The 16,210-nt window shown below is 65.1% G+C and carries 22 protein-coding genes; 13 read left to right on the forward strand and 9 right to left on the reverse strand.

From position 1 onward, the window contains the following. Positions 1–229: 229 nt before the first annotated feature. Positions 230–838, reverse strand: coding sequence for a glutathione S-transferase (locus N5C88_RS04025; RefSeq protein WP_118932204.1), 609 nt, complete (start codon positions 836–838; stop codon positions 230–232). Positions 839–999: 161 nt separating this feature from the next. Here N5C88_RS04025 and purB point away from each other — a divergent pair, with 161 nt between their 5' ends. The 3 genes from purB (at position 1,000) to N5C88_RS04040 (ending at position 3,768) form a co-directional block, all read left to right on the forward strand. Next, positions 1,000–2,376, forward strand: coding sequence for an adenylosuccinate lyase (purB, locus tag N5C88_RS04030; RefSeq protein WP_059378553.1), 1,377 nt, complete (start codon positions 1,000–1,002; stop codon positions 2,374–2,376). A gap of 56 nt (positions 2,377–2,432) precedes the next feature. Next, a complete protein-coding gene (locus tag N5C88_RS04035; protein ID WP_059378551.1) occupies positions 2,433–2,891 on the forward strand; it encodes a cytochrome c in 459 nt (152 codons plus the stop codon). A 127-nt stretch (positions 2,892–3,018) separates the two neighbouring features. Then, positions 3,019–3,768 (forward strand): class I SAM-dependent methyltransferase, encoded by a 750-nt coding sequence (locus tag N5C88_RS04040; protein WP_251877174.1) that lies wholly within the window; start codon positions 3,019–3,021, stop codon positions 3,766–3,768. Positions 3,769–3,804: 36 nt separating this feature from the next. Here the strand turns inward: N5C88_RS04040 and N5C88_RS04045 are convergent, their stop codons facing one another. From N5C88_RS04045 to N5C88_RS04055, 3 genes are all read right to left on the reverse strand, one after another. Beyond that, the gene (locus tag N5C88_RS04045; protein ID WP_118932206.1) at positions 3,805–4,497 is read right to left on the reverse strand and encodes a cytochrome b/b6 domain-containing protein; all 693 of its coding nucleotides are present in this window, start codon (positions 4,495–4,497) and stop codon (positions 3,805–3,807) included. An 84-nt stretch (positions 4,498–4,581) separates the two neighbouring features. Then, on the reverse strand, positions 4,582–4,863 hold the full coding sequence (locus tag N5C88_RS04050) for a hypothetical protein (protein WP_054451105.1): 282 nt from the start codon (positions 4,861–4,863) through the stop codon (positions 4,582–4,584). Between the two features lie 667 nt (positions 4,864–5,530). Further along, positions 5,531–5,890, reverse strand: a complete 360-nt coding sequence (locus N5C88_RS04055) for a hypothetical protein (RefSeq protein WP_118932207.1) — start codon at positions 5,888–5,890, stop codon at positions 5,531–5,533. Between the two features lie 91 nt (positions 5,891–5,981). Here N5C88_RS04055 and N5C88_RS04060 point away from each other — a divergent pair, with 91 nt between their 5' ends. The 5 genes from N5C88_RS04060 (at position 5,982) to N5C88_RS04080 (ending at position 10,669) form a co-directional block, all read left to right on the forward strand. Then, positions 5,982–6,497, forward strand: a complete 516-nt coding sequence (locus N5C88_RS04060; protein ID WP_118932208.1) for a GNAT family N-acetyltransferase — start codon at positions 5,982–5,984, stop codon at positions 6,495–6,497. A 155-nt stretch (positions 6,498–6,652) separates the two neighbouring features. Continuing rightward, on the forward strand, positions 6,653–7,366 hold the full coding sequence (locus N5C88_RS04065; RefSeq protein ID WP_280014720.1) for a DUF3053 family protein: 714 nt from the start codon (positions 6,653–6,655) through the stop codon (positions 7,364–7,366). A 54-nt stretch (positions 7,367–7,420) separates the two neighbouring features. Then, positions 7,421–8,512 (forward strand): AI-2E family transporter, encoded by a 1,092-nt coding sequence (locus N5C88_RS04070; RefSeq protein WP_059378542.1) that lies wholly within the window; start codon positions 7,421–7,423, stop codon positions 8,510–8,512. A gap of 117 nt (positions 8,513–8,629) precedes the next feature. Further along, positions 8,630–8,851, forward strand: coding sequence for a hypothetical protein (locus N5C88_RS04075; protein ID WP_118932210.1), 222 nt, complete (start codon positions 8,630–8,632; stop codon positions 8,849–8,851). A gap of 243 nt (positions 8,852–9,094) precedes the next feature. Further along, positions 9,095–10,669 (forward strand): sensor domain-containing diguanylate cyclase, encoded by a 1,575-nt coding sequence (locus N5C88_RS04080; RefSeq protein ID WP_059378540.1) that lies wholly within the window; start codon positions 9,095–9,097, stop codon positions 10,667–10,669. An 11-nt stretch (positions 10,670–10,680) separates the two neighbouring features. Here N5C88_RS04080 and N5C88_RS04085 read toward each other — a convergent pair whose 3' ends face one another. Then, on the reverse strand, positions 10,681–10,938 hold the full coding sequence (locus tag N5C88_RS04085) for a 6-phosphofructokinase (protein ID WP_280014722.1): 258 nt from the start codon (positions 10,936–10,938) through the stop codon (positions 10,681–10,683). A gap of 149 nt (positions 10,939–11,087) precedes the next feature. On the opposite strand from N5C88_RS04085, the gene yddG reads away from it, so the two are divergent. After that, entirely contained in the window at positions 11,088–11,996 is a 909-nt protein-coding gene (gene yddG / locus N5C88_RS04090) for an aromatic amino acid DMT transporter YddG (RefSeq protein WP_280014723.1), read from the forward strand. 29 nt (positions 11,997–12,025) lie between these two features. Here yddG and N5C88_RS04095 read toward each other — a convergent pair whose 3' ends face one another. Then, positions 12,026–12,217 carry a hypothetical protein gene (locus N5C88_RS04095; RefSeq protein ID WP_054451113.1) on the reverse strand — a complete coding sequence of 64 codons (192 nt, stop codon included), beginning with the start codon at positions 12,215–12,217 and terminating at the stop codon, positions 12,026–12,028. Positions 12,218–12,560: 343 nt separating this feature from the next. On the opposite strand from N5C88_RS04095, the gene N5C88_RS04100 reads away from it, so the two are divergent. The 3 genes from N5C88_RS04100 to N5C88_RS04110 all read left to right on the forward strand — a co-directional run bounded on the left by N5C88_RS04100 (position 12,561) and on the right by N5C88_RS04110 (position 14,146). After that, positions 12,561–12,728: a hypothetical protein gene (locus tag N5C88_RS04100; RefSeq protein ID WP_280014724.1), complete on the forward strand. Its 168-nt coding sequence runs from the start codon at positions 12,561–12,563 to the stop codon at positions 12,726–12,728. A 127-nt stretch (positions 12,729–12,855) separates the two neighbouring features. Beyond that, positions 12,856–13,047: a hypothetical protein gene (locus N5C88_RS04105; RefSeq protein ID WP_118932212.1), complete on the forward strand. Its 192-nt coding sequence runs from the start codon at positions 12,856–12,858 to the stop codon at positions 13,045–13,047. Between the two features lie 187 nt (positions 13,048–13,234). After that, positions 13,235–14,146: a hypothetical protein gene (locus N5C88_RS04110; RefSeq protein ID WP_118932213.1), complete on the forward strand. Its 912-nt coding sequence runs from the start codon at positions 13,235–13,237 to the stop codon at positions 14,144–14,146. Positions 14,147–14,174: 28 nt separating this feature from the next. Here the strand turns inward: N5C88_RS04110 and N5C88_RS04115 are convergent, their stop codons facing one another. From N5C88_RS04115 to N5C88_RS04125, 3 genes are all read right to left on the reverse strand, one after another. Further along, positions 14,175–14,645 carry a class I SAM-dependent methyltransferase gene (locus N5C88_RS04115; protein ID WP_280014725.1) on the reverse strand — a complete coding sequence of 157 codons (471 nt, stop codon included), beginning with the start codon at positions 14,643–14,645 and terminating at the stop codon, positions 14,175–14,177. 512 nt (positions 14,646–15,157) lie between these two features. Beyond that, on the reverse strand, positions 15,158–15,448 hold the full coding sequence (locus N5C88_RS04120) for an addiction module antidote protein (protein WP_280014726.1): 291 nt from the start codon (positions 15,446–15,448) through the stop codon (positions 15,158–15,160). Positions 15,449–15,525: 77 nt separating this feature from the next. Next, positions 15,526–15,834 carry a type II toxin-antitoxin system RelE/ParE family toxin gene (locus N5C88_RS04125; protein ID WP_347881381.1) on the reverse strand — a complete coding sequence of 103 codons (309 nt, stop codon included), beginning with the start codon at positions 15,832–15,834 and terminating at the stop codon, positions 15,526–15,528. A 129-nt stretch (positions 15,835–15,963) separates the two neighbouring features. Between N5C88_RS04125 and N5C88_RS04130 the strand changes: the two genes are divergently transcribed. Then, the gene (locus N5C88_RS04130; RefSeq protein WP_280014728.1) at positions 15,964–16,206 is read left to right on the forward strand and encodes a hypothetical protein; all 243 of its coding nucleotides are present in this window, start codon (positions 15,964–15,966) and stop codon (positions 16,204–16,206) included. The last annotated feature ends 4 nt before the right edge of the window (positions 16,207–16,210 follow it).

The following is a 16,210-nucleotide window of genomic DNA, read 5'->3' on the forward strand; positions in this document are numbered from 1 at the left end:
GCTGCGCCGATGGAAAAGCGCAGCCCACGTAGAAGCGCCGCCGATGCGGAAGCAAAGGCAAAACAGAAGCGCAGGCGAAGCAGCAGCGCAGGCGAAGCAGCAGCGCAGGCGAAGCAGCAGCGCAGGCGAAGCAGCAGCGCAGCCAAGCAGAAGCCGGGCCGCACGGATCCGGCTCCGCCGGTCCGTAGCGGCGCCCCCTGGGGGGAGGCGCGCAGCACCTCGGGGGGGGCTACACCACCGGAACGGTATCGATGAAGGACTGCCGCTGCGACAGCTTGTCGTACAGGCGGGCCAGGTTCTGGTGGTCGGCGCGCCAGTCGAGCGCAGCGAAGCGCAGGTCCAGGTAGCCCAGCGCGCAGCCGACGGCGATGTCGGCCAGGCTGTAGTTGATGCCCATGCAGTGGGCGTTGTCGCCCAGGCTCTTGTTCATCGCGTCCAGGCTGGCGTGGATCTTGGAATACTGGCGCTCGATCCATTCGGGGCTGCGCTGAGCCTCGGGGCGCTGGTTTTCCTTGACGATGGTCACGCAGGCGTCCAGGAGGCCATCGGCGATGGCTTCCCAGCACTTGACCGCGGCGCGATCACGCCCCGGCTGAGGAATCAGGCGGGCAACAGGGGACAGGGTGTCGACGTATTCGACGATGACGCGCGAATCGAAGAGGGCGCCGCCATCTTCCATGACCAGGCAAGGCACCTTGCCCAGCGGGTTGTACGTTTGGATCTGCGTGTCGGCGGACCAGACGTTTTCGAGTTCAAGCCGGTAGTCCAGCTTTTTCTCGGCCATGACGATACGCACTTTGCGCACGTAAGGACTGGTAAGCGAGCCGATCAGTTTCATGGAGTCACAAGCGGAGTCGGAAAGCGGCCGAAGTATAGCAGGCCGCATGACGGCAAGACGGCCAAGAGGCCGGAATCTTCGTCAGTTTGCCACAATGTTGCATGCTTCCGGATGATAAAATCGCCCGATTCGCTCATTCCCCGCTTTTTCTCTTCCAGACCATGCAAATCGCCGAACAGCTCAGCCAACTCAACGCCCTTTCGCCATTGGATGGCCGGTACGCTTCCCGGGGCGACGCGCTGCGCGGCCTGCTCTCCGAAGCCGGTTTCATGGCGCACCGCGTCGAGGTCGAAGTGGCCTGGCTGGTCGCGCTGTCCGACGCCGGCCTGCCGGAGCTGCCCGCCTTCTCCGAAGCCGCCCGCGCCCGCCTGCAACAATTGGTGCGCGACTTCTCGGAAGCGGATGCCGCCCGCATCAAGGACATCGAACGCGTCACCAACCATGACGTCAAGGCCGTCGAGTACTGGCTGAAGGAAAAAGTGGCCGATGACGCCGAGCTGGCCCGCGCCGCCGAGTTCATCCACTTCGCCTGCACCTCCGAAGACATCAATAACACCTCGCACGCGCTGATGCTGACGCGCGCCCGCAACGAGGTCGTGGTGCCGCGCCTGCGCGAACTGGCCGCCAAGCTGAACGACATGGCCGTGGCCCAGGCCGACCAGCCCATGCTGTCGCGCACCCACGGCCAGCCCGCCAGCCCGACGACCCTGGGCAAGGAATTCGCCAACGTGGCCGCGCGCCTGAATCGCGCCATCGCCGCGGTCGAGGCCGTCGAACCGCTGGCCAAGCTGAACGGCGCCACCGGCAACTACAACGCCCACCTGTCGGCCTATCCTGAAATCGACTGGCCCGCCTTCAGCCAGCGCGTGCTGGCCGGGCTGGGCCTGACCCAGAACCGCCACACCATCCAGATCGAGCCGCATGACTGGATGTCGGCCTTGTTCGACGCCATCACGCGCGCCAACATCATCGTGCTGGACCTGGACCGCGACATCTGGGGCTACGTGGCGCTGGGCTACTTCAAGCAACGCCTGAAGGAAGGCGAGGTCGGTTCCTCCACCATGCCGCACAAGGTCAACCCGATCGACTTCGAAAACTCCGAAGGCAACCTGGGCCTGGCCAACGCTGTGCTGCGCCACCTCTCGGACAAGCTGCCGATCTCCCGCTGGCAGCGCGACCTGACCGACTCCACCGTGCTGCGCAATCTGGGCGTGGGCCTGGGCTACTGCCTGGTGGCTTGGGATGCCTGCATGCGCGGCCTGGGCAAGCTTGAGGTCAACACTGCCGCCATCGACGCCGACATCGACGCTTGCTGGGAAGTGCTGGCCGAGCCGGTGCAGACCGTCATGCGCCGCTATGGCCTGCCGCAGCCGTACGAGCAGCTCAAGGCTTTGACGCGCGGCAAGGGCATCACCGAGGAAGGCCTGCGAGAATTCATCCAGGGCCTGGCCCTGCCCGAAGAGCCCAAGGCGCGCCTGTTGGCGATGACCCCGCGCTCCTACATCGGGCTGGCCGCAGACTTGGCCCGGGCGGTATAGTCGCCTTGCCGCGCGCCCGGGGCGCGCGGCCTCTGTTGACCTTACGGGAGATTGCAATGAAGAAGTTGTCCACGCTTGCCGCGTTGGCCTGTATGACGGTTGGGCCCCTGCTGGCGACGAGCGCGTCCGCGCAGTTCGCCAAGCCGGAGGACGCGGTCAAGTACCGCCAATCGGCGCTGACGCTGATGGCTTCCCACTTTGGCCGCATGGCGCCAGTGGTCAAGGGCCAGCAGCCCTATGACGCCGCGCAGATCAAGGCCAACGTGGAAGTGCTGAAGACCTTGTCGGCCTTGCCGTGGACGGCTTTTGGCGCGGGCACCGAAGGCGGCGATGCGCGTCCGGAAATCTGGAGCGACGCTGCGGGCTTCAAGCAGAAGCAACAGGCCTTCCAGGACAATATCGTCAAGCTGTCGGCCGCTGCCGATGCCGGCGACCTGGACAAGCTGCGCGCTGCGTTTGGCGACGTCGGCGCAAGCTGCAAGGCCTGCCACGACTCGTACCGCAAGAAGAAATAAGGCGCCTGCCGTCCGCGGGCGGCATGTGGGCAAAGAGGCGCCAGCGTAACGGTTGGCGCTTTTTTTTATGGCTTTGCCGGGTGTGGCTTCGCGGGACTGCGCGTCGGTCTTGCGCAGGAGAGAAGCGATGAAATCCTTTGATGAGCTGGTGGCAGAGGCCGAAGCCGCCGATGTCGGCGGGTGGGGCTTCGGCTGGCTGGCGGGGCGCGCTTCCGAGCAGCGTCCGCCGTGGGGTTATGCCAGGCTGCTTGCGCAGCGCCTGGCCAGTGTGCAGTCGGCGCTGGACCTGGATACGGGCGGCGGCGAAGTGCTGGGCGAGGCGCCCCGCTTTCCGCCGGTGATGTGCGCGACCGAAGCCTGGCCGCCCAATGCCAGGAAAGCGCATGAACGCTTGGCCGCTCGTGGCTTGCGGCTAGTGCAGACAGCGCCGGGCGCGGGCTTGCCGTTTGCCGATGCGTCGTTTGAACTCGTGACGTCCAGGCACCCTGTGAACGCGGACTGGGCGGAAATCCACCGCGTCCTCAAGCCGGGCGGGCATTACTTCGCCCAGCATGTGGGGCCGGCTTCGGCCTTTGAGCTGATCGAGCATTTCCTGGGGCCTTTGCCAGCGCAGCGGCGCTTGCGGGATCCGCAGGATGAGGCGGCCGCCGCGGCGGCTGCTGGACTTGCCGTGACGGACTTGCGCGCGGCCCGTTGCCAGATGGTGTTCCATGACGTGGGCGCCGTGGTCTGGATCCTGCGCAAGTGCGTGTGGTGGGTGCCCGATTTTTCGGTGGCGAGGTATCGCGATGCCCTGCTGGCGCTGGATGAGCGGATGCGTCGGGGAGAGCCGTTCGTGGCTCATTCGACGCGGCACTTGATCGAGGCGCGGCGTTGAGCGGGCCGCAGCGCTGTCTTCGCGCTGCGTGAACCGTCAGGAAAAAGACATGTCGGCCGCGACTTCCAGCGACCGGATCCACAGTACCAGGACCGTGACACAGGCGCCCAGCACCAGCGCACGCAGCCAGACGGCGAAACCGTCCTGCGTGGGGGCCGTGCCGGCGGGCACATCCTTGGCATCGACCTTGCCGGTGATGATGGCGCGCACCAGGCGCTTGCGGCGCACCAGCGCGTACCAGAGCACAGCTGCAATATGAAGGGCGACCAGGGTCAGGATGACCCATTCGTTCAGCTTGTGCCAGGACGTCATGGCGGCGGAAACGGCTTCGCTGACGTGGCCGAACAAGGGGCCCTGCGTCATGATGTCGTCGGTGGTGAACAGGCCGCTGACCGCCTGGAAGCCGATGACCAGCAGCAGCGCCAGCACCGACAGCGCACCCAGCGGGTTGTGGCCTGCGGGCGCCGCGGCGCCCTTCAGATAGCGGGCCACGGCCGCCGGGCCGCGCACGAAGTGCGTGAAGCGGGCGTAGCGCGGGCCGATGAATCCCCAGAGCAGGCGGAACAGGATCAGACCCAACGCCGTACAGCCGAAGCGCACGTGCCAGTCCATGTACAGGCCGCCCAGCTTCACGCTGACGAACGCGCCGACGATGCAGACGACGAGCGCCCAATGAAAGAGGCGGGTGGGAAGGTCCCAGATATGGACTGCGAGACGGTTGTTCTGCATGGTGGGATCGCCAGGGCTGTATTGCCGGGGACTTTATCACGCACAAATTGCCCCGTTGCTTGCGCAACGGGGCGGGCTGCTGCTTCAGTGAGTGGCGCTGCGCACCGGTTCGATGCGATGCACGTGCTCATGGCGGAAGCGGATGCGCTGGCCGGGGGCCTTTTGCGCGGGTGCGCCGCAGGGCACGACTTCGGTCGTGTAGGTGGTCGTGCCATCGATGGGCGCGTTGTAGATGACCGTGGCGCGGATTTCCGGGCCATTTGCGGGCTTCAGGTAAACGATGTCGCCGATATGGATCGGCATGTTGTCCAGCGTGGTGTGCGCCGGGCGTCGGATCAGGTCCGAGGTCGTGAAACGAGTATTCATGGTGTTTGTTCTCTTGGTTTCTAGTTATGGGAAAAGCCGCGTCTGGCCACGTGGCGCGCAGCGTTCCTGCCGCGTGCCGCTGCCAGCCGTATTGAATCGGGCAGGCGTGTGTCGTGACACTAACGCATATATGCCGCCGTCCTTTTGCGCATTCTCATGTTTTGCGCGCACGGCCTGGCGGCGCGACGCTGTCCATCAGTCCGGGACAGCGTCGTTTCGGGTTGCGCGATGCGCGAACAAGCGCAAAGCATGCATGCGGACATGCGCGGCCCGAGAAGTCATGCAGGACGGACAGGCCCTGCTGGTTGCGGCGCGGTTATCGGTATTCGTCGCTTGCGCGTGTTGTAGGCGCCGCTGATTGTCTTGTTGCTTCTTGCCAAGCCGGACTGGCGGTTGGGTGAAGGCGTTTTGTTCCAGGCCGCAATCCGGATTTGCGGTTTTCGCAAATGGGACGGGATGCTTGGGCTTGGGTATTTTCGAGGGTCTGCTTCGGCGTCTGGGGAGGGGCTGATGTATAGGCCTCAGTGCCAGCGCCGTCGTTTATCACCGCGTTTTTTCGTATGGAATTTGGCGAAAACGGCAGAGCTCAACCAGCAATAGTACAGGCAGTTGATGCTTTTGGCAAGCGTTTTGTGGTGGGGGGAGACTCCTCCCCCGTTCCAGGCCTTTAATGGGTCGCCGGGCGAGCCTGGCGCTGGGCCTCGATGATGAGGCCTTCCAGGCGTGGCGACATGCGCAGCGCCACTTGCGCGCTGGTCTGGCCGTCAGGCTGGTTTTCGGTTTCCAGGGCGAGTTCGATGCGCTCGTTGTCGAAGGCTTCGGGGGCGGCCTGAATGTCCACGTAGCGGGCCAGCAAGGCATCGACCGCCTTTTGCGCATCGGCCAGCGCTTCGTTGGATAGCTGTCCCGGGCTCAGGTACTGGTTGATCACCCGCGCCAGGTCGTTCATGAAGAACAGCAGGGCGGCCGCGCCGCGGCAATCGGGATGGGCAAAGCCCCAGGTATCGGAGGTGGCGTTTTGAGTCATGTCTTGGGGCTGGGCCTGTATTGCGGGGCCGTGATGGCCGAAAACGCCATTTTATGGGATCGGACGCCGGGCCCGCATCAGGCATACTGCCATGCCTATGATCAGACTCGCACGACCTACAGACCTGGCCAGCCTGGCCGATATCGAACGCTCCGCCGCGCGGCGCTTCCTGGGCACGCATATGGCGTGGGCCGCCGGCGACGATACGGCGCCGCAGGCCGAGCTGGCGCAGGCGCAGGCGGCCGGCCTGCTGTGGGTCGCGGAAGGCGAGGGCCAGTGCGCGGGCTTTGCGCTGACGCGGCCCATGGACGGCGATCTCTACCTGGCCGAAATGGCGGTAGCGTTGCCGTGGCAGGGGCGCGGCCTGGGGCGGGCGCTCCTGGCCGCCGTATGCACGCATGCCCGCAGTGCCGGTCGCTACCGGTTCGTGCTGCTGACCACCGACCGCGAACTGCCTTGGAACAGGCCGTTTTACCTGCGGCAAGGTTTCGTCGATATCGCGGCAGGGGAGCTCCCGCCCGGGTTGCGCGAGCGCTTGAGCCATGAGGCGGCCATGGGTTTTGACCCCGCGCGCCGTTGCGCCATGGCGTATCCCCTGGAGCCATGATGCGGGCGGCGCACCCTGTGTCAACACGCTTCGATAGCAACAAAATCCGCCCGCCGGCAGCGTCGGAAAGCGCCTTCGGGATAATCTGCCGGAGGGCGGCCGCCCAGTTCGCGGGCGGCGCCGGTTTTGCGAACCCGCATGCAAGGAGGATGCGCATGGCATTGCTGCGAGCTTGCCTGCTGGGCCTGGCGATGGCGTCGATGTTGTTTCTGTCGGCCTGCGTCAACAAAGAGCCCCAGGAGCGGGCCGCGTTCATCCAGCTGCTGCAAAGCCGGATGAACAGCGCGTCGCTGCTGCCCATAGGCATCCTGAGCGAGCAGGAAAAGGAGGCCGTCGGCGGCTATGCCGATGCCTACGAGGTCATCGCCGATTTTCAGGAAATCCTGACGCAGGCGGCGGCCTCCATGCGTGACGCGTCGGAAGTCGAGACCCTGCGTTCGGTGGCCGAGATCGTGGAGCGGCGGGACCGCCTCGAGGCCGCGCGCAAGACGCTGGCCGAGCAGGCTGCCGAGGTCCAGCGGGCTCAGGCCAGGGCGGACAAGGCGCGTGCGGCGCTGACGCTGCCGGCCGATCTGGCGCCCGTCTACGACGGTGTCTATGACGAGGCAGTGACGGCGCCCGCGGCCGAGGTACTCGATGCCGCGGCCGCCATGGACGCGGTGGCGCGCGATGCGCTGGGCGTGGCGGATTTCGTGGCCGCCCATGCGCAGGACATCCTGCTGGCGGATGGGCAGGCGCGCGTCGCCACGCCCACGCTGCAGCAGGAGTTGAACCTGCGTCTGCAGGGGTTGAACGCGCAGTCGGAGGTTTTGGAGCATGCGCGCGCCGCATTGCGTCAGGCCGCCGGACAGCCGCAGGACGCCCGCTGAACGGCGCTTTGTACAATGCGGGTCTCGCGGCGCAAGCCGAGCCTGGGACGTAATATGAGCCAATCTTCCAGCGTGCACTACAGAACTTTTCTGCTCCTGCTGGTGGTGGTCACCATCGCATTCGGCTGGTTGTTGTGGCCGTTCTACGGCGCTGTTTTCTGGGGCGCGGTCCTTGCCATCATCTTTGCGCCGCTGCAGCGCCGGCTGGTGGCGCGCATCGGCGGACGGCGCAACCTGGCCGCGCTGATCACTTTGCTGCTGGTGCTGCTGCTGGTGATCCTGCCGCTCATCGTCATCAGCGGATCGCTGGTGCGCGAAGGCGCGAACCTCTATCAGAGCGTCAAGTCAGGGCAGATCAACTTTGGCGACTATTTCCAGCAGGCCATGGCGGCGCTGCCGCCGTCGGTGCATGATCTGCTGGCGCGCTTCGACCTGGCCGACATACCGAGCCTGCAGGAAAAGCTCAGCGCGGGCGCCATGCAGGCCAGCCAGTTCCTGGCGACGCAGGCCTTGAACATCGGGCAGGACACGTTCCAGTTCGTGATCAGCTTCGGCATCATGCTGTACCTGCTGTTCTTCCTGTTGCGCGACGGCCCGCAGCTATCGGCGCGGCTCAAGCGCGCCATGCCGCTGAGCGACACGCACAAGCAGCATCTGCTGCGCAAGTTCACCACCGTGGTGCGCGCCACCGTCAAGGGCAACGTCGCGGTGGCCGCGGCGCAGGGCGCGCTGGGCGGCATCATCTTCTCGATCCTGTCTATCCAGGGCGCGCTGCTGTGGGGCGTGATCATGGGCTTTCTGTCCTTGCTGCCCGCGATCGGCGCGGGGTTGATCTGGGCGCCGGTCGCGATCTACTTCCTGTTGACCGGCGCCACGATCAAGGGCGTCGTGCTGATCGCTTTCGGCGTGCTGGTCATCGGCATGGTGGACAACGTGCTGCGCCCCATTCTGGTCGGCAAGGACACCAAGATGCCGGACTATGTGGTGCTGATCTCCACGCTGGGGGGCATGGCTTTGTTCGGCCTGAACGGCTTCGTGATCGGCCCGCTGATCGCCGCGCTGTTCATGGCCAGCTGGGACTTGTTTGCGCCGCCGGTGGAGGGATACGCGGACGCCGCCGCAGACAAGCCGAGCGCCCGAAAGTAGGCGCGGCGGATCGGCCGTCAGTCCGTCCGTCCCAAGACGGGTGTATGGTGTAGCAGGCCGGCTTCCATCGGGGCCGGCCTGTCGTATCAACCTCGACTATTCGGGAGCGCGTCGGATATGGAATGGAAACTGCATCGATCGGGCTGGATCGAAGAACGCAACTTCGACATCGAATTCGCCGAGACGCCCGACGGCTATCACGCCCGGGTGCGGGTCTTCGGATTCCCGGTGCTGGAAGACACCAAGCATGTGTTTCCCAATGAGGCGCTGGCCGAAAAAGGGGCGCTGACGCTGCTCAAGACCCAGTTCACCGGCACCCCGGACCTGGAAGACCAGTAGACGAACCAGGCGCCGCGTCTCCGGAATAAATTGGGGACGCGCCCTTTAAGCCACATCCGTCTCGACGCGGCGAGGGGATTCCCATGGCGCGGATTGTGCGATTGCGAACTTCTGCAATAATTTCTGGCGTTCGTTCGTCCTCTGCTCGTGGGCCGGGCGGAGCGTATCGGGAGGCGCATGGGTCCAGAGGTGTGGTTTCGGTCGGCAGGGCGACGTTTGCGGACGTCGCAAGGCGAGGTTCCCGTGGCTGACGGCGAGAGCCTGGCCGTCGCGCGGGCGCGTCGGCCGCGCCGTTATTCCATGCGCACGGGCCTGCTCACGCTTGTGTTCGCCTGTATTACGCCCGCGCTGGTCATGGCGTCCGTGGCGGTCTACGAAAGCTACGTCATCCAGAAAGAGCGGATCTTCCGCGACACGATATTCCTGGCGCGCAATCTCACCGCGATTCTCGACCGCGAACTCACCGGCGTCGAGGCTGGCTTGCAGATGCTGGCGTCGTCGCCGGATCTCGTCGCCGGCGACCTGGCCGGTTTTCATAGGCGGGCGCGCGAGTCCGTGCGTTTCCAGATCATCGACAGCTATGTCCTGACCGACAAGGATGGCCGTCAATTGATCAACACGTCCGTTCCGTTCGGCAACGCCTTGCCGCCGACGGGTGCCTCCGCCGAGCTGGCCCACGTTTTCCAGACACGGACTGCGGTGTTGACGGGGCTGTTCACCAGCAGGGTCAATCAAGCTCCGCTGATTGCGCTGGGCGTGCCGGTGCTGCGCAACGGCGAGGTCGCCTACAGCCTGAACGTCGGCATCTTGCCTGAGCGCATCGGCAATCTGCTGGGCAGGCGCGCCTTGCCGGACGGCTGGGTGGCCGCCGTGCTGGACGACAGCGGCACGATACTGGCGCGCACGCGCGACACCTCGAAATTCGTGGGCCAGAAGGCCGTTCCCGAACTGGCGCGGGCGGTGCAGCAGGAAAGCGAGGGCTCGCTGGAAACCATTACCAAGGAAGGCACGCCGGTCTACACCGCCTTCAGCCGCTCGTCGTTATCTGGCTGGACGGTCGCCGCCGGCGCGCCGATGAGCCTGCTGACCACGGACCTCTACCGCTCCATCGCCTGGATCGCCCTGGGCACCTTGCTGGCCTTCGGGCTGGGCTTGCTGCTGGCCTTGCGGCTGGCCCAGCGCCTGACCTCGTCCGTGCAGAGCCTGGTCGCGCCGGCGCTGGCGCTGGGCAAAGGGCATGCGGTGATGGTGCCGGGCACGCGCGTCAAGGAGGTTGCGGAAGTGGGCGGCGCCCTGGTGCAGGCCTCGCGCATGCTGACGCATGCCCAGCACCTGGCGCACTACGATCCGCTGACCGGGCTGTGCAACCGCGTGCTGTTCAACGAATTGGTGCTGCGCGAGGTGGCGGTGGCGCAGCGCAGCGGCGAATCCTTCGCCATCCTGGCGATCGATCTGGACGGCTTCAAGGCGGTCAACGACCTGCATGGCCATGCGGCCGGCGATGCGGTGCTGCAGGAAGCGGCGGAGCGCATGGCCGATGCGATCCGCGTGTCCGACGTGGCGGCGCGGCTTGGAGGCGACGAATTCGCGGTGTTGCTGCTGGGCGCGGACAAGGAAAACGCCGGGCATGTCGCGCAGGCGCTGGTCGAAAACCTGTCCCTGCCGTATCCCGACGTCAGTGTCGCCGTATCCGCCAGCGTGGGCATAGCCGTGTATCCGCAATCCGGCGTCACCGTGCGCGAATTGCTGGAGCGCGCGGACAGAGCGCTCTACAAGGCCAAGGGCCAGGGCAAGCGGCGGGTGGAGGCGGATCAGTAGCTCCGCCAGCCTCAGAGGTCGGAGAGCGGCGGCGCCAGGGCGGTCAGGACTTCGCCCGATTTCAGCCTGTACCGGTTCCGGTCCAGCGGCAACACCAGCTCCCCCTCGGTGGTGCGGTGTATGTAGCGGGCCGCGTCAGGCCGGGCCGCGTCAGCCTGCAACGCAGCCGCTCCCGGCTCTTCCGCCCGCAAGAACACCTCAATCCGGTAGAGCCGGCCCGATTCCGTGCTGGCCAGCACGTCGCTCAATCTGCGTGTGGATATGGTCATGCGACGCTTGCTCCTTTTTTGCATTGTTCTGGCGGGCATTCTGAATAGGGGCGCTGGCTTCATTGCATAGCGGAGTGCCGCCGCGGGGCGTTTGGGTTTTCGCTAAACTGCCCGGCTTGACGCCCCAAGACGGGCAATCGGAATCGGTAATGCAACTCTCCCTGAGCCGGAACACGGCGACTTCACTGGGCTTGCTGGCGGTGCTGCTGTGGGGCACCGTGGTTGGCCTGATCCGCAGTGTCAGCGAAAGCTTCGGACCGGTCGGCGGCGCCGCGCTCATTTACACGGCGGGTTCGGCGTTCCTGGTGCTGCTGCTGGGCTTTCCGAAGCTGCGGACCTTTCCGCGTTCCTATCTCATCATCGGCAGCCTGCTGTTCGTTGCCTACGAGATCTGCCTGTCGCTTTCCCTGGGATTCGCTGCCAACCGTGGCCAGGCGATCGAGCTGGGCATCGTCAACTATCTCTGGCCTTGCTTTACCGTGATTCTGGCCATGCTCATCAATGGCCAGCGCGCCAACGCGTGGGTGGTGCCCGGCATACTGCTGTCGCTTGCCGGCATCGTCTGGGTCCTGGGCGGATCCGGCGGGCTTTCCTGGGAGCGCACCCTCGCCAACGTGTCCAGCAATCCCCTCAGTTATGGGTTGGCCTTCAGCGGCGCCGTGATCTGGGCCGTCTATTGCAACGTCACGACGCGATTCGCCGATGGCAAGAATGGCGTTGCCTTGTTCTTCATGCTGACCGCGCTTGCGCTGTGGATCAAGTACCTGTCGGGCGCCGAGCCTGCGCTGGCCTTCTCCTGGCCCGCCACGCTGGAGCTGCTGGTGACTGGCGGCGCCATGGCGGCGGGCTACGCGCTGTGGAACGTAGGGATACTCAAAGGCAACCTGACCTTGCTGGCCACGGCGTCCTACTTCACGCCGGTGTTTTCGACGTTCTTTGCTGCCGTGTGGCTGTCGACCCGTCTGAACGCATCATTCTGGCAGGGCGTGGCCATGGTGACCGCCGGGTCGCTGCTGTGCTGGGCCGCAACGCGCGGCAAAGCCGCCCGGGGCGCGTAGCCCCAGGCGCATGCGTTGCAATGATGGAATTATTCGATCAGCACGGTCTGCGCGACCGCGTATCCGAGCGGAATCAACAAGAGTGAAGCGAACAAGGAACTGGTGATCGCCGCCGAGATTCTCAGCCAGGGTTCGGACCCTGCGCTTTGAACCGTTTGAATCACCAACGCGACGATACCCACAACCATCAAACAGCTGATAACCACTGCTACATAAGTCATGTTGTCTCCGTCCTCGCCTGATTAAAGGGATGCGGCTGCCGCTGAGCGGTCTAGATGTTTGTATTGATTGTGCGCCTGTATTGGCGCAACAGGCCCTAGGGTTTTCCTGACGCGACGCGCGGTTTGTGGCGTTTTTGCTGCGGGGTCTGCAGCATGAATTCATGTGCGGTCGCAGCATTCATGGCCGTGTCGCCAGCGCCGGGTTTGCGCCGGCGCGTCTTGCGCTACGATGGCGGCGTCGAGTCACGTTAAAGGCCGTCCCATGCCGCAACTGCGCCCAGGCACGCGCGCCACGTTGCAAGTCAGGCAACTGATGCCGGGAGAATTCGCCTGGATCATCACCTTGTTCGATCCCGAAACCGGCAATGTGCGCAGCACCAATTATTCGCCGAGGCGTTATGCCAGTCAGGACGAAGCCTCCGCCGCGGGCAAGGCTGCTGTCGTCGAATTTCTTGGCGGCGGCGGCCAGAAGGCCGCCGAACCGGCCAGGGACGGCAAGAGCAAATCCTGACCCTGCTGGCTGCGCATGCATGAAAGCCCTCGCGAAGAGGGCTTTTTTCGTTCAGGGGCCACAAGCCGGGAATGCGGTTTGCTGATGGGGCTGGGCGGCGCGCCAGGCGCCGCTTCAGGAGAACGCCATGTCCCAATCCATGCATCGCGAACCCGGTGGGGGCGACCCGCCCGCGCCCGACGATCCCGCCTTTCCCAATAATCCGCCGCCGGACGACCCGCCGCTCGATCCGACGCGGCCACGCAGCGATCCCGACGTCATCGATCCCGTGCAGCCGCCGCCGAATCCGCGCGCGCCCGGCACCATCGACCTGGCCTGAGCGTTGCGAGCAACGCGCAGGACATCATCCAAGGAGGCTTTATGCGTTCCATCTTGCTTTGGCTATTGGGCGTGCCCATTCCCATCATCATCCTGCTGGCGCTTTTCTGGCATTGACCCGCGAGGCTTTCCGCCGCGGCAGCGCGTATCCGCGCCGCCGCGATGAACCGTGAACAAGGAACAGATCCATGGAAAACGCAACTTCATTGAGCCAGCCCTATCCCGGCGGCGTGCCGCCGAGGGAATCTGCCATCTCCGCCGTCTCCTGGGCCGCGGTGATCGCGGGGGCGGTCATCGCCGCGGCCCTTTCGCTGGCGTTGTTTGCTGGCGGCACCGGGCTGGGCTTTCTTTCGGTTTCGCCCTGGAGCGGCGAGGGCGCGACCGCGCCCGCGATAGGCATCGGCCTCATCGTGTGGATGTTGGCCACGCAGATCGTCGCCTATGGCATCGGCGGCTACGTCGCGGGGCGGCTGCGCACCAAATGGGTCGACGTGCACTCGGACGAGGTTTACTTTCGCGACACGGCGCACGGCTTTCTGGTGTGGGCGTTGAGCGCGGTCGTAAGCGCGGTGCTGCTGGGCGCTTCCATCGCGACCTTGGTTTCGGGCGTGGCGAAGGCGGGCGCTTCTGTCGCGGCAGGGGCCGGCACGGCTGCGACGGCCGCGGCAGCCGCCGCGGGCGGCAGTGACGGAATGGCGCAGATGCAGGGCTACTTCTCGGACGCCTTGCTGCGCTCGGAGCGGCCCGATGCCGGCGCCGACCGTAACGGCGCGAGAGTGGAGGTGGGCCGCATCATGGCGATGAGCGCGGCGCGCGGCTCGATGACGGGCGAGGACCGCGACTATGTCGTGAAGGTCGTGGCGGCGCAGACCGGCATGGAGCCGGCGGCGGCGCAGCGCCGCGTCGAGCAGGCCGTGCAGAACATGAAGCAGGCCGCCGACGACGCCCGGCAAAAGGCCAAGGAGGCCGCAGACCAGGCGCGCAAGGCCGCGGCCGCGTTCGCGCTGTGGGGCTTCGCCTCGATGCTGATCGGCGCCTTCGTGGCCAGTCTGGCGGCGACCTGGGGCGGCCGGCGGCGCGACGCGGTGCGGCTGCCTTGACTGGAAGGCAGGCGCCGGGCCGCTCCCGTCAGGCAGTGGCCCGCGCCGGATCCGGACGCTTCTCGCCGAAGATGAACACGTGCGCGTAGCTGTCGTTCATGGCATGGCGCGCCTGCGTGACTCCCGGGATGGCCGGCGTCATGGGGGCAAACAGATCCCGCCATGCGATGTCCACCTCGAAGGGGGCGTGTTCGGGCGTATCGTTGTAGCCCAGGATCAAAAGCCCGCCAGGCTTGAGCACGCGATGGCATTGCTCCATCAGGCGTTCGAAATCGGCTCGCTCGTTGAGGCCCCAGCCGATCAAGCCATTGGCCACCACGACGTCGAACGAGGCTTCGGGGTAGAAGGCCGACATGTTGGTTGCGCTTCCGATGGTGTGCCTGCCGGCTGGGCCGTAGACGGCTTGTTCGGGGTCCATGTCCAGCGAATGGAAATCCATCTTCAGCAAGCGAGGGTAGTGCCAGGTGTATTCATGCATGCCGACGAACAGGCACTGCATGGGGCTGCTGGCCTGGGCCGCCGATTGGTTCAGGTAGCCGAATATCTGCTGTTCCAGGAAACTGCGATTCGGCGCCTTCAGCCGGAAATCAAAACCGCAACGTGCGGCCAGTTCTGGCGACCAATGAAATAGCCTCTTTTTTGCTCTACGGATAAGTCGGCGCAAGGGAATTTGATCGCTCCTGGGAGGTTGCTCGGGGTGGCGGCTGTGCAATGGCAGGGTAGTGGCCAAGGCATGTCCACATGCCAGTGGTGGCGCCGCGTCGTGAGACCGGGCTTCTGAGCGCAGAGTTCCGATGCGCAAACGAAAAGGGCGCCTATTTGTGTGAGCGTGCTTTGGATTCTTGGTGGCGCTGAAATCAGCTCGCCCTGATGACGCGCTCCGCTTGAGAAAAGCCAGGGTGTCCTGCTGTTGGGGTTTCGCGTGCGCGAGTCAAAACGACCCGGCGGATTCGGGCGGCGCTGATCGACGCCAGCTTGGTACCGCCTGTCTTTCCGAGGGGGGCGAGCCATTCATGCGGGCGTTGCGTGCAGCCGCAGACCCAATGCCCGCGATACTTTCAGGATGGTAGAGAAACCGGGGGCACGATCACCCGAAAGCGCCTTATAGGGACTCTCGCGCGACAGGCCTGCATCCGTGGCCACCTGCGTCATGCCTTTGGCGTGCGTGATGTCGCCTAATGCCTTGGCAATGAAGGCGGCGTCACCGTCGCTCTCCTCGATGCAAGCATCTAGGTAGAGGGCCATTTCCTCTGGCGTGCGCAGCCGCTCGGCGACATCGTACTCACGTGTGTTCAGTTTCATGGTGTATGGCTCCAATGGCGCTACGCAAGTGGACATATTTGACGGCAATGTCAACCTGCCGCCGAACGCGTCCACATCTACAACTGCTCCGCCAACTCGTAGGCAAGGTCAATATGACGCTGTTGCTTGGATTTGTCACCGCCGACCAACACGATGACGATCGTGTTGTCCTCGCGCTCCTTGTAATAGACCCGATAGCCAGGGCCTATATCAATGCGCAGCTCGGACACGCCTTTCTTCAGATTTCGGTAATCACCGGGGTTCCCGTGGGCCAGGCGCTGGATGCGCGCTTGAATACCTGATTGGCGCCGCCCTGGTGGTGGCCGTCGCGCTCGGAGTGCGTTGTATGGCGCCAGCCAGCACCAGACTGGCGTAGCCAAGGCCAAAGCCGACTACGCGCTGGCCGAGCTTACCGAGTTCAAAGCCCAAACCGCGCGCCTGGGGGGGGATCTCGGACACCTTGGAAGGCGCCCGGGTGGCGCTTCGCGACGCCAAGCCCACAGAGAGGTACACCCGTGTCGAAGTTCAGAGTCCTCTGCCTGCTGGCTGCCGCCTTGACGATGACCGGCTGCAGCACATCAATGAAGCTGGCCGCCTGGCCAACGCTGCCCGCCAACCTGGCGCAGCCGTGCCGGCCGGTGCCCGAGGTGACAAGCGATAGCTGGGACGACTTCGCGCGCAGTTATATTGCGATGGTGGTCCAGTATGGCGATTGCGCGGCGCGGCACCGGCCCATCGTGGAGGCTTGGCCTCGTTGACCTT

The organism is Achromobacter sp. GD03932 (genome assembly GCF_029839485.1).
Taxonomy (GTDB): domain Bacteria; phylum Pseudomonadota; class Gammaproteobacteria; order Burkholderiales; family Burkholderiaceae_B; genus Achromobacter; species Achromobacter bronchisepticus_A.

What these genes read in the sequence shown, in the direction of transcription:
- N5C88_RS04025 (WP_118932204.1), bottom strand. Translation starts at nt 838, where the DNA reads ATGAAACTGATCGGCTCGCTTACCAGTCCTTACGTGCGCAAAGTGCGT.
- purB (WP_059378553.1), top strand. Translation starts at nt 1,000, where the DNA reads ATGCAAATCGCCGAACAGCTCAGCCAACTCAACGCCCTTTCGCCATTG.
- N5C88_RS04035 (WP_059378551.1), top strand. Translation starts at nt 2,433, where the DNA reads ATGAAGAAGTTGTCCACGCTTGCCGCGTTGGCCTGTATGACGGTTGGG.
- N5C88_RS04040 (WP_251877174.1), top strand. Translation starts at nt 3,019, where the DNA reads ATGAAATCCTTTGATGAGCTGGTGGCAGAGGCCGAAGCCGCCGATGTC.
- N5C88_RS04045 (WP_118932206.1), bottom strand. Translation starts at nt 4,497, where the DNA reads ATGCAGAACAACCGTCTCGCAGTCCATATCTGGGACCTTCCCACCCGC.
- N5C88_RS04050 (WP_054451105.1), bottom strand. Translation starts at nt 4,863, where the DNA reads ATGAATACTCGTTTCACGACCTCGGACCTGATCCGACGCCCGGCGCAC.
- N5C88_RS04055 (WP_118932207.1), bottom strand. Translation starts at nt 5,890, where the DNA reads ATGACTCAAAACGCCACCTCCGATACCTGGGGCTTTGCCCATCCCGAT.
- N5C88_RS04060 (WP_118932208.1), top strand. Translation starts at nt 5,982, where the DNA reads ATGCCTATGATCAGACTCGCACGACCTACAGACCTGGCCAGCCTGGCC.
- N5C88_RS04065 (WP_280014720.1), top strand. Translation starts at nt 6,653, where the DNA reads ATGGCATTGCTGCGAGCTTGCCTGCTGGGCCTGGCGATGGCGTCGATG.
- N5C88_RS04070 (WP_059378542.1), top strand. Translation starts at nt 7,421, where the DNA reads ATGAGCCAATCTTCCAGCGTGCACTACAGAACTTTTCTGCTCCTGCTG.
- N5C88_RS04075 (WP_118932210.1), top strand. Translation starts at nt 8,630, where the DNA reads ATGGAATGGAAACTGCATCGATCGGGCTGGATCGAAGAACGCAACTTC.
- N5C88_RS04085 (WP_280014722.1), bottom strand. Translation starts at nt 10,938, where the DNA reads ATGACCATATCCACACGCAGATTGAGCGACGTGCTGGCCAGCACGGAA.
- yddG (WP_280014723.1), top strand. Translation starts at nt 11,088, where the DNA reads ATGCAACTCTCCCTGAGCCGGAACACGGCGACTTCACTGGGCTTGCTG.
- N5C88_RS04095 (WP_054451113.1), bottom strand. Translation starts at nt 12,217, where the DNA reads ATGACTTATGTAGCAGTGGTTATCAGCTGTTTGATGGTTGTGGGTATC.
- N5C88_RS04105 (WP_118932212.1), top strand. Translation starts at nt 12,856, where the DNA reads ATGTCCCAATCCATGCATCGCGAACCCGGTGGGGGCGACCCGCCCGCG.
- N5C88_RS04110 (WP_118932213.1), top strand. Translation starts at nt 13,235, where the DNA reads ATGGAAAACGCAACTTCATTGAGCCAGCCCTATCCCGGCGGCGTGCCG.
- N5C88_RS04115 (WP_280014725.1), bottom strand. Translation starts at nt 14,645, where the DNA reads ATGCAGTGCCTGTTCGTCGGCATGCATGAATACACCTGGCACTACCCT.
- N5C88_RS04120 (WP_280014726.1), bottom strand. Translation starts at nt 15,448, where the DNA reads ATGAAACTGAACACACGTGAGTACGATGTCGCCGAGCGGCTGCGCACG.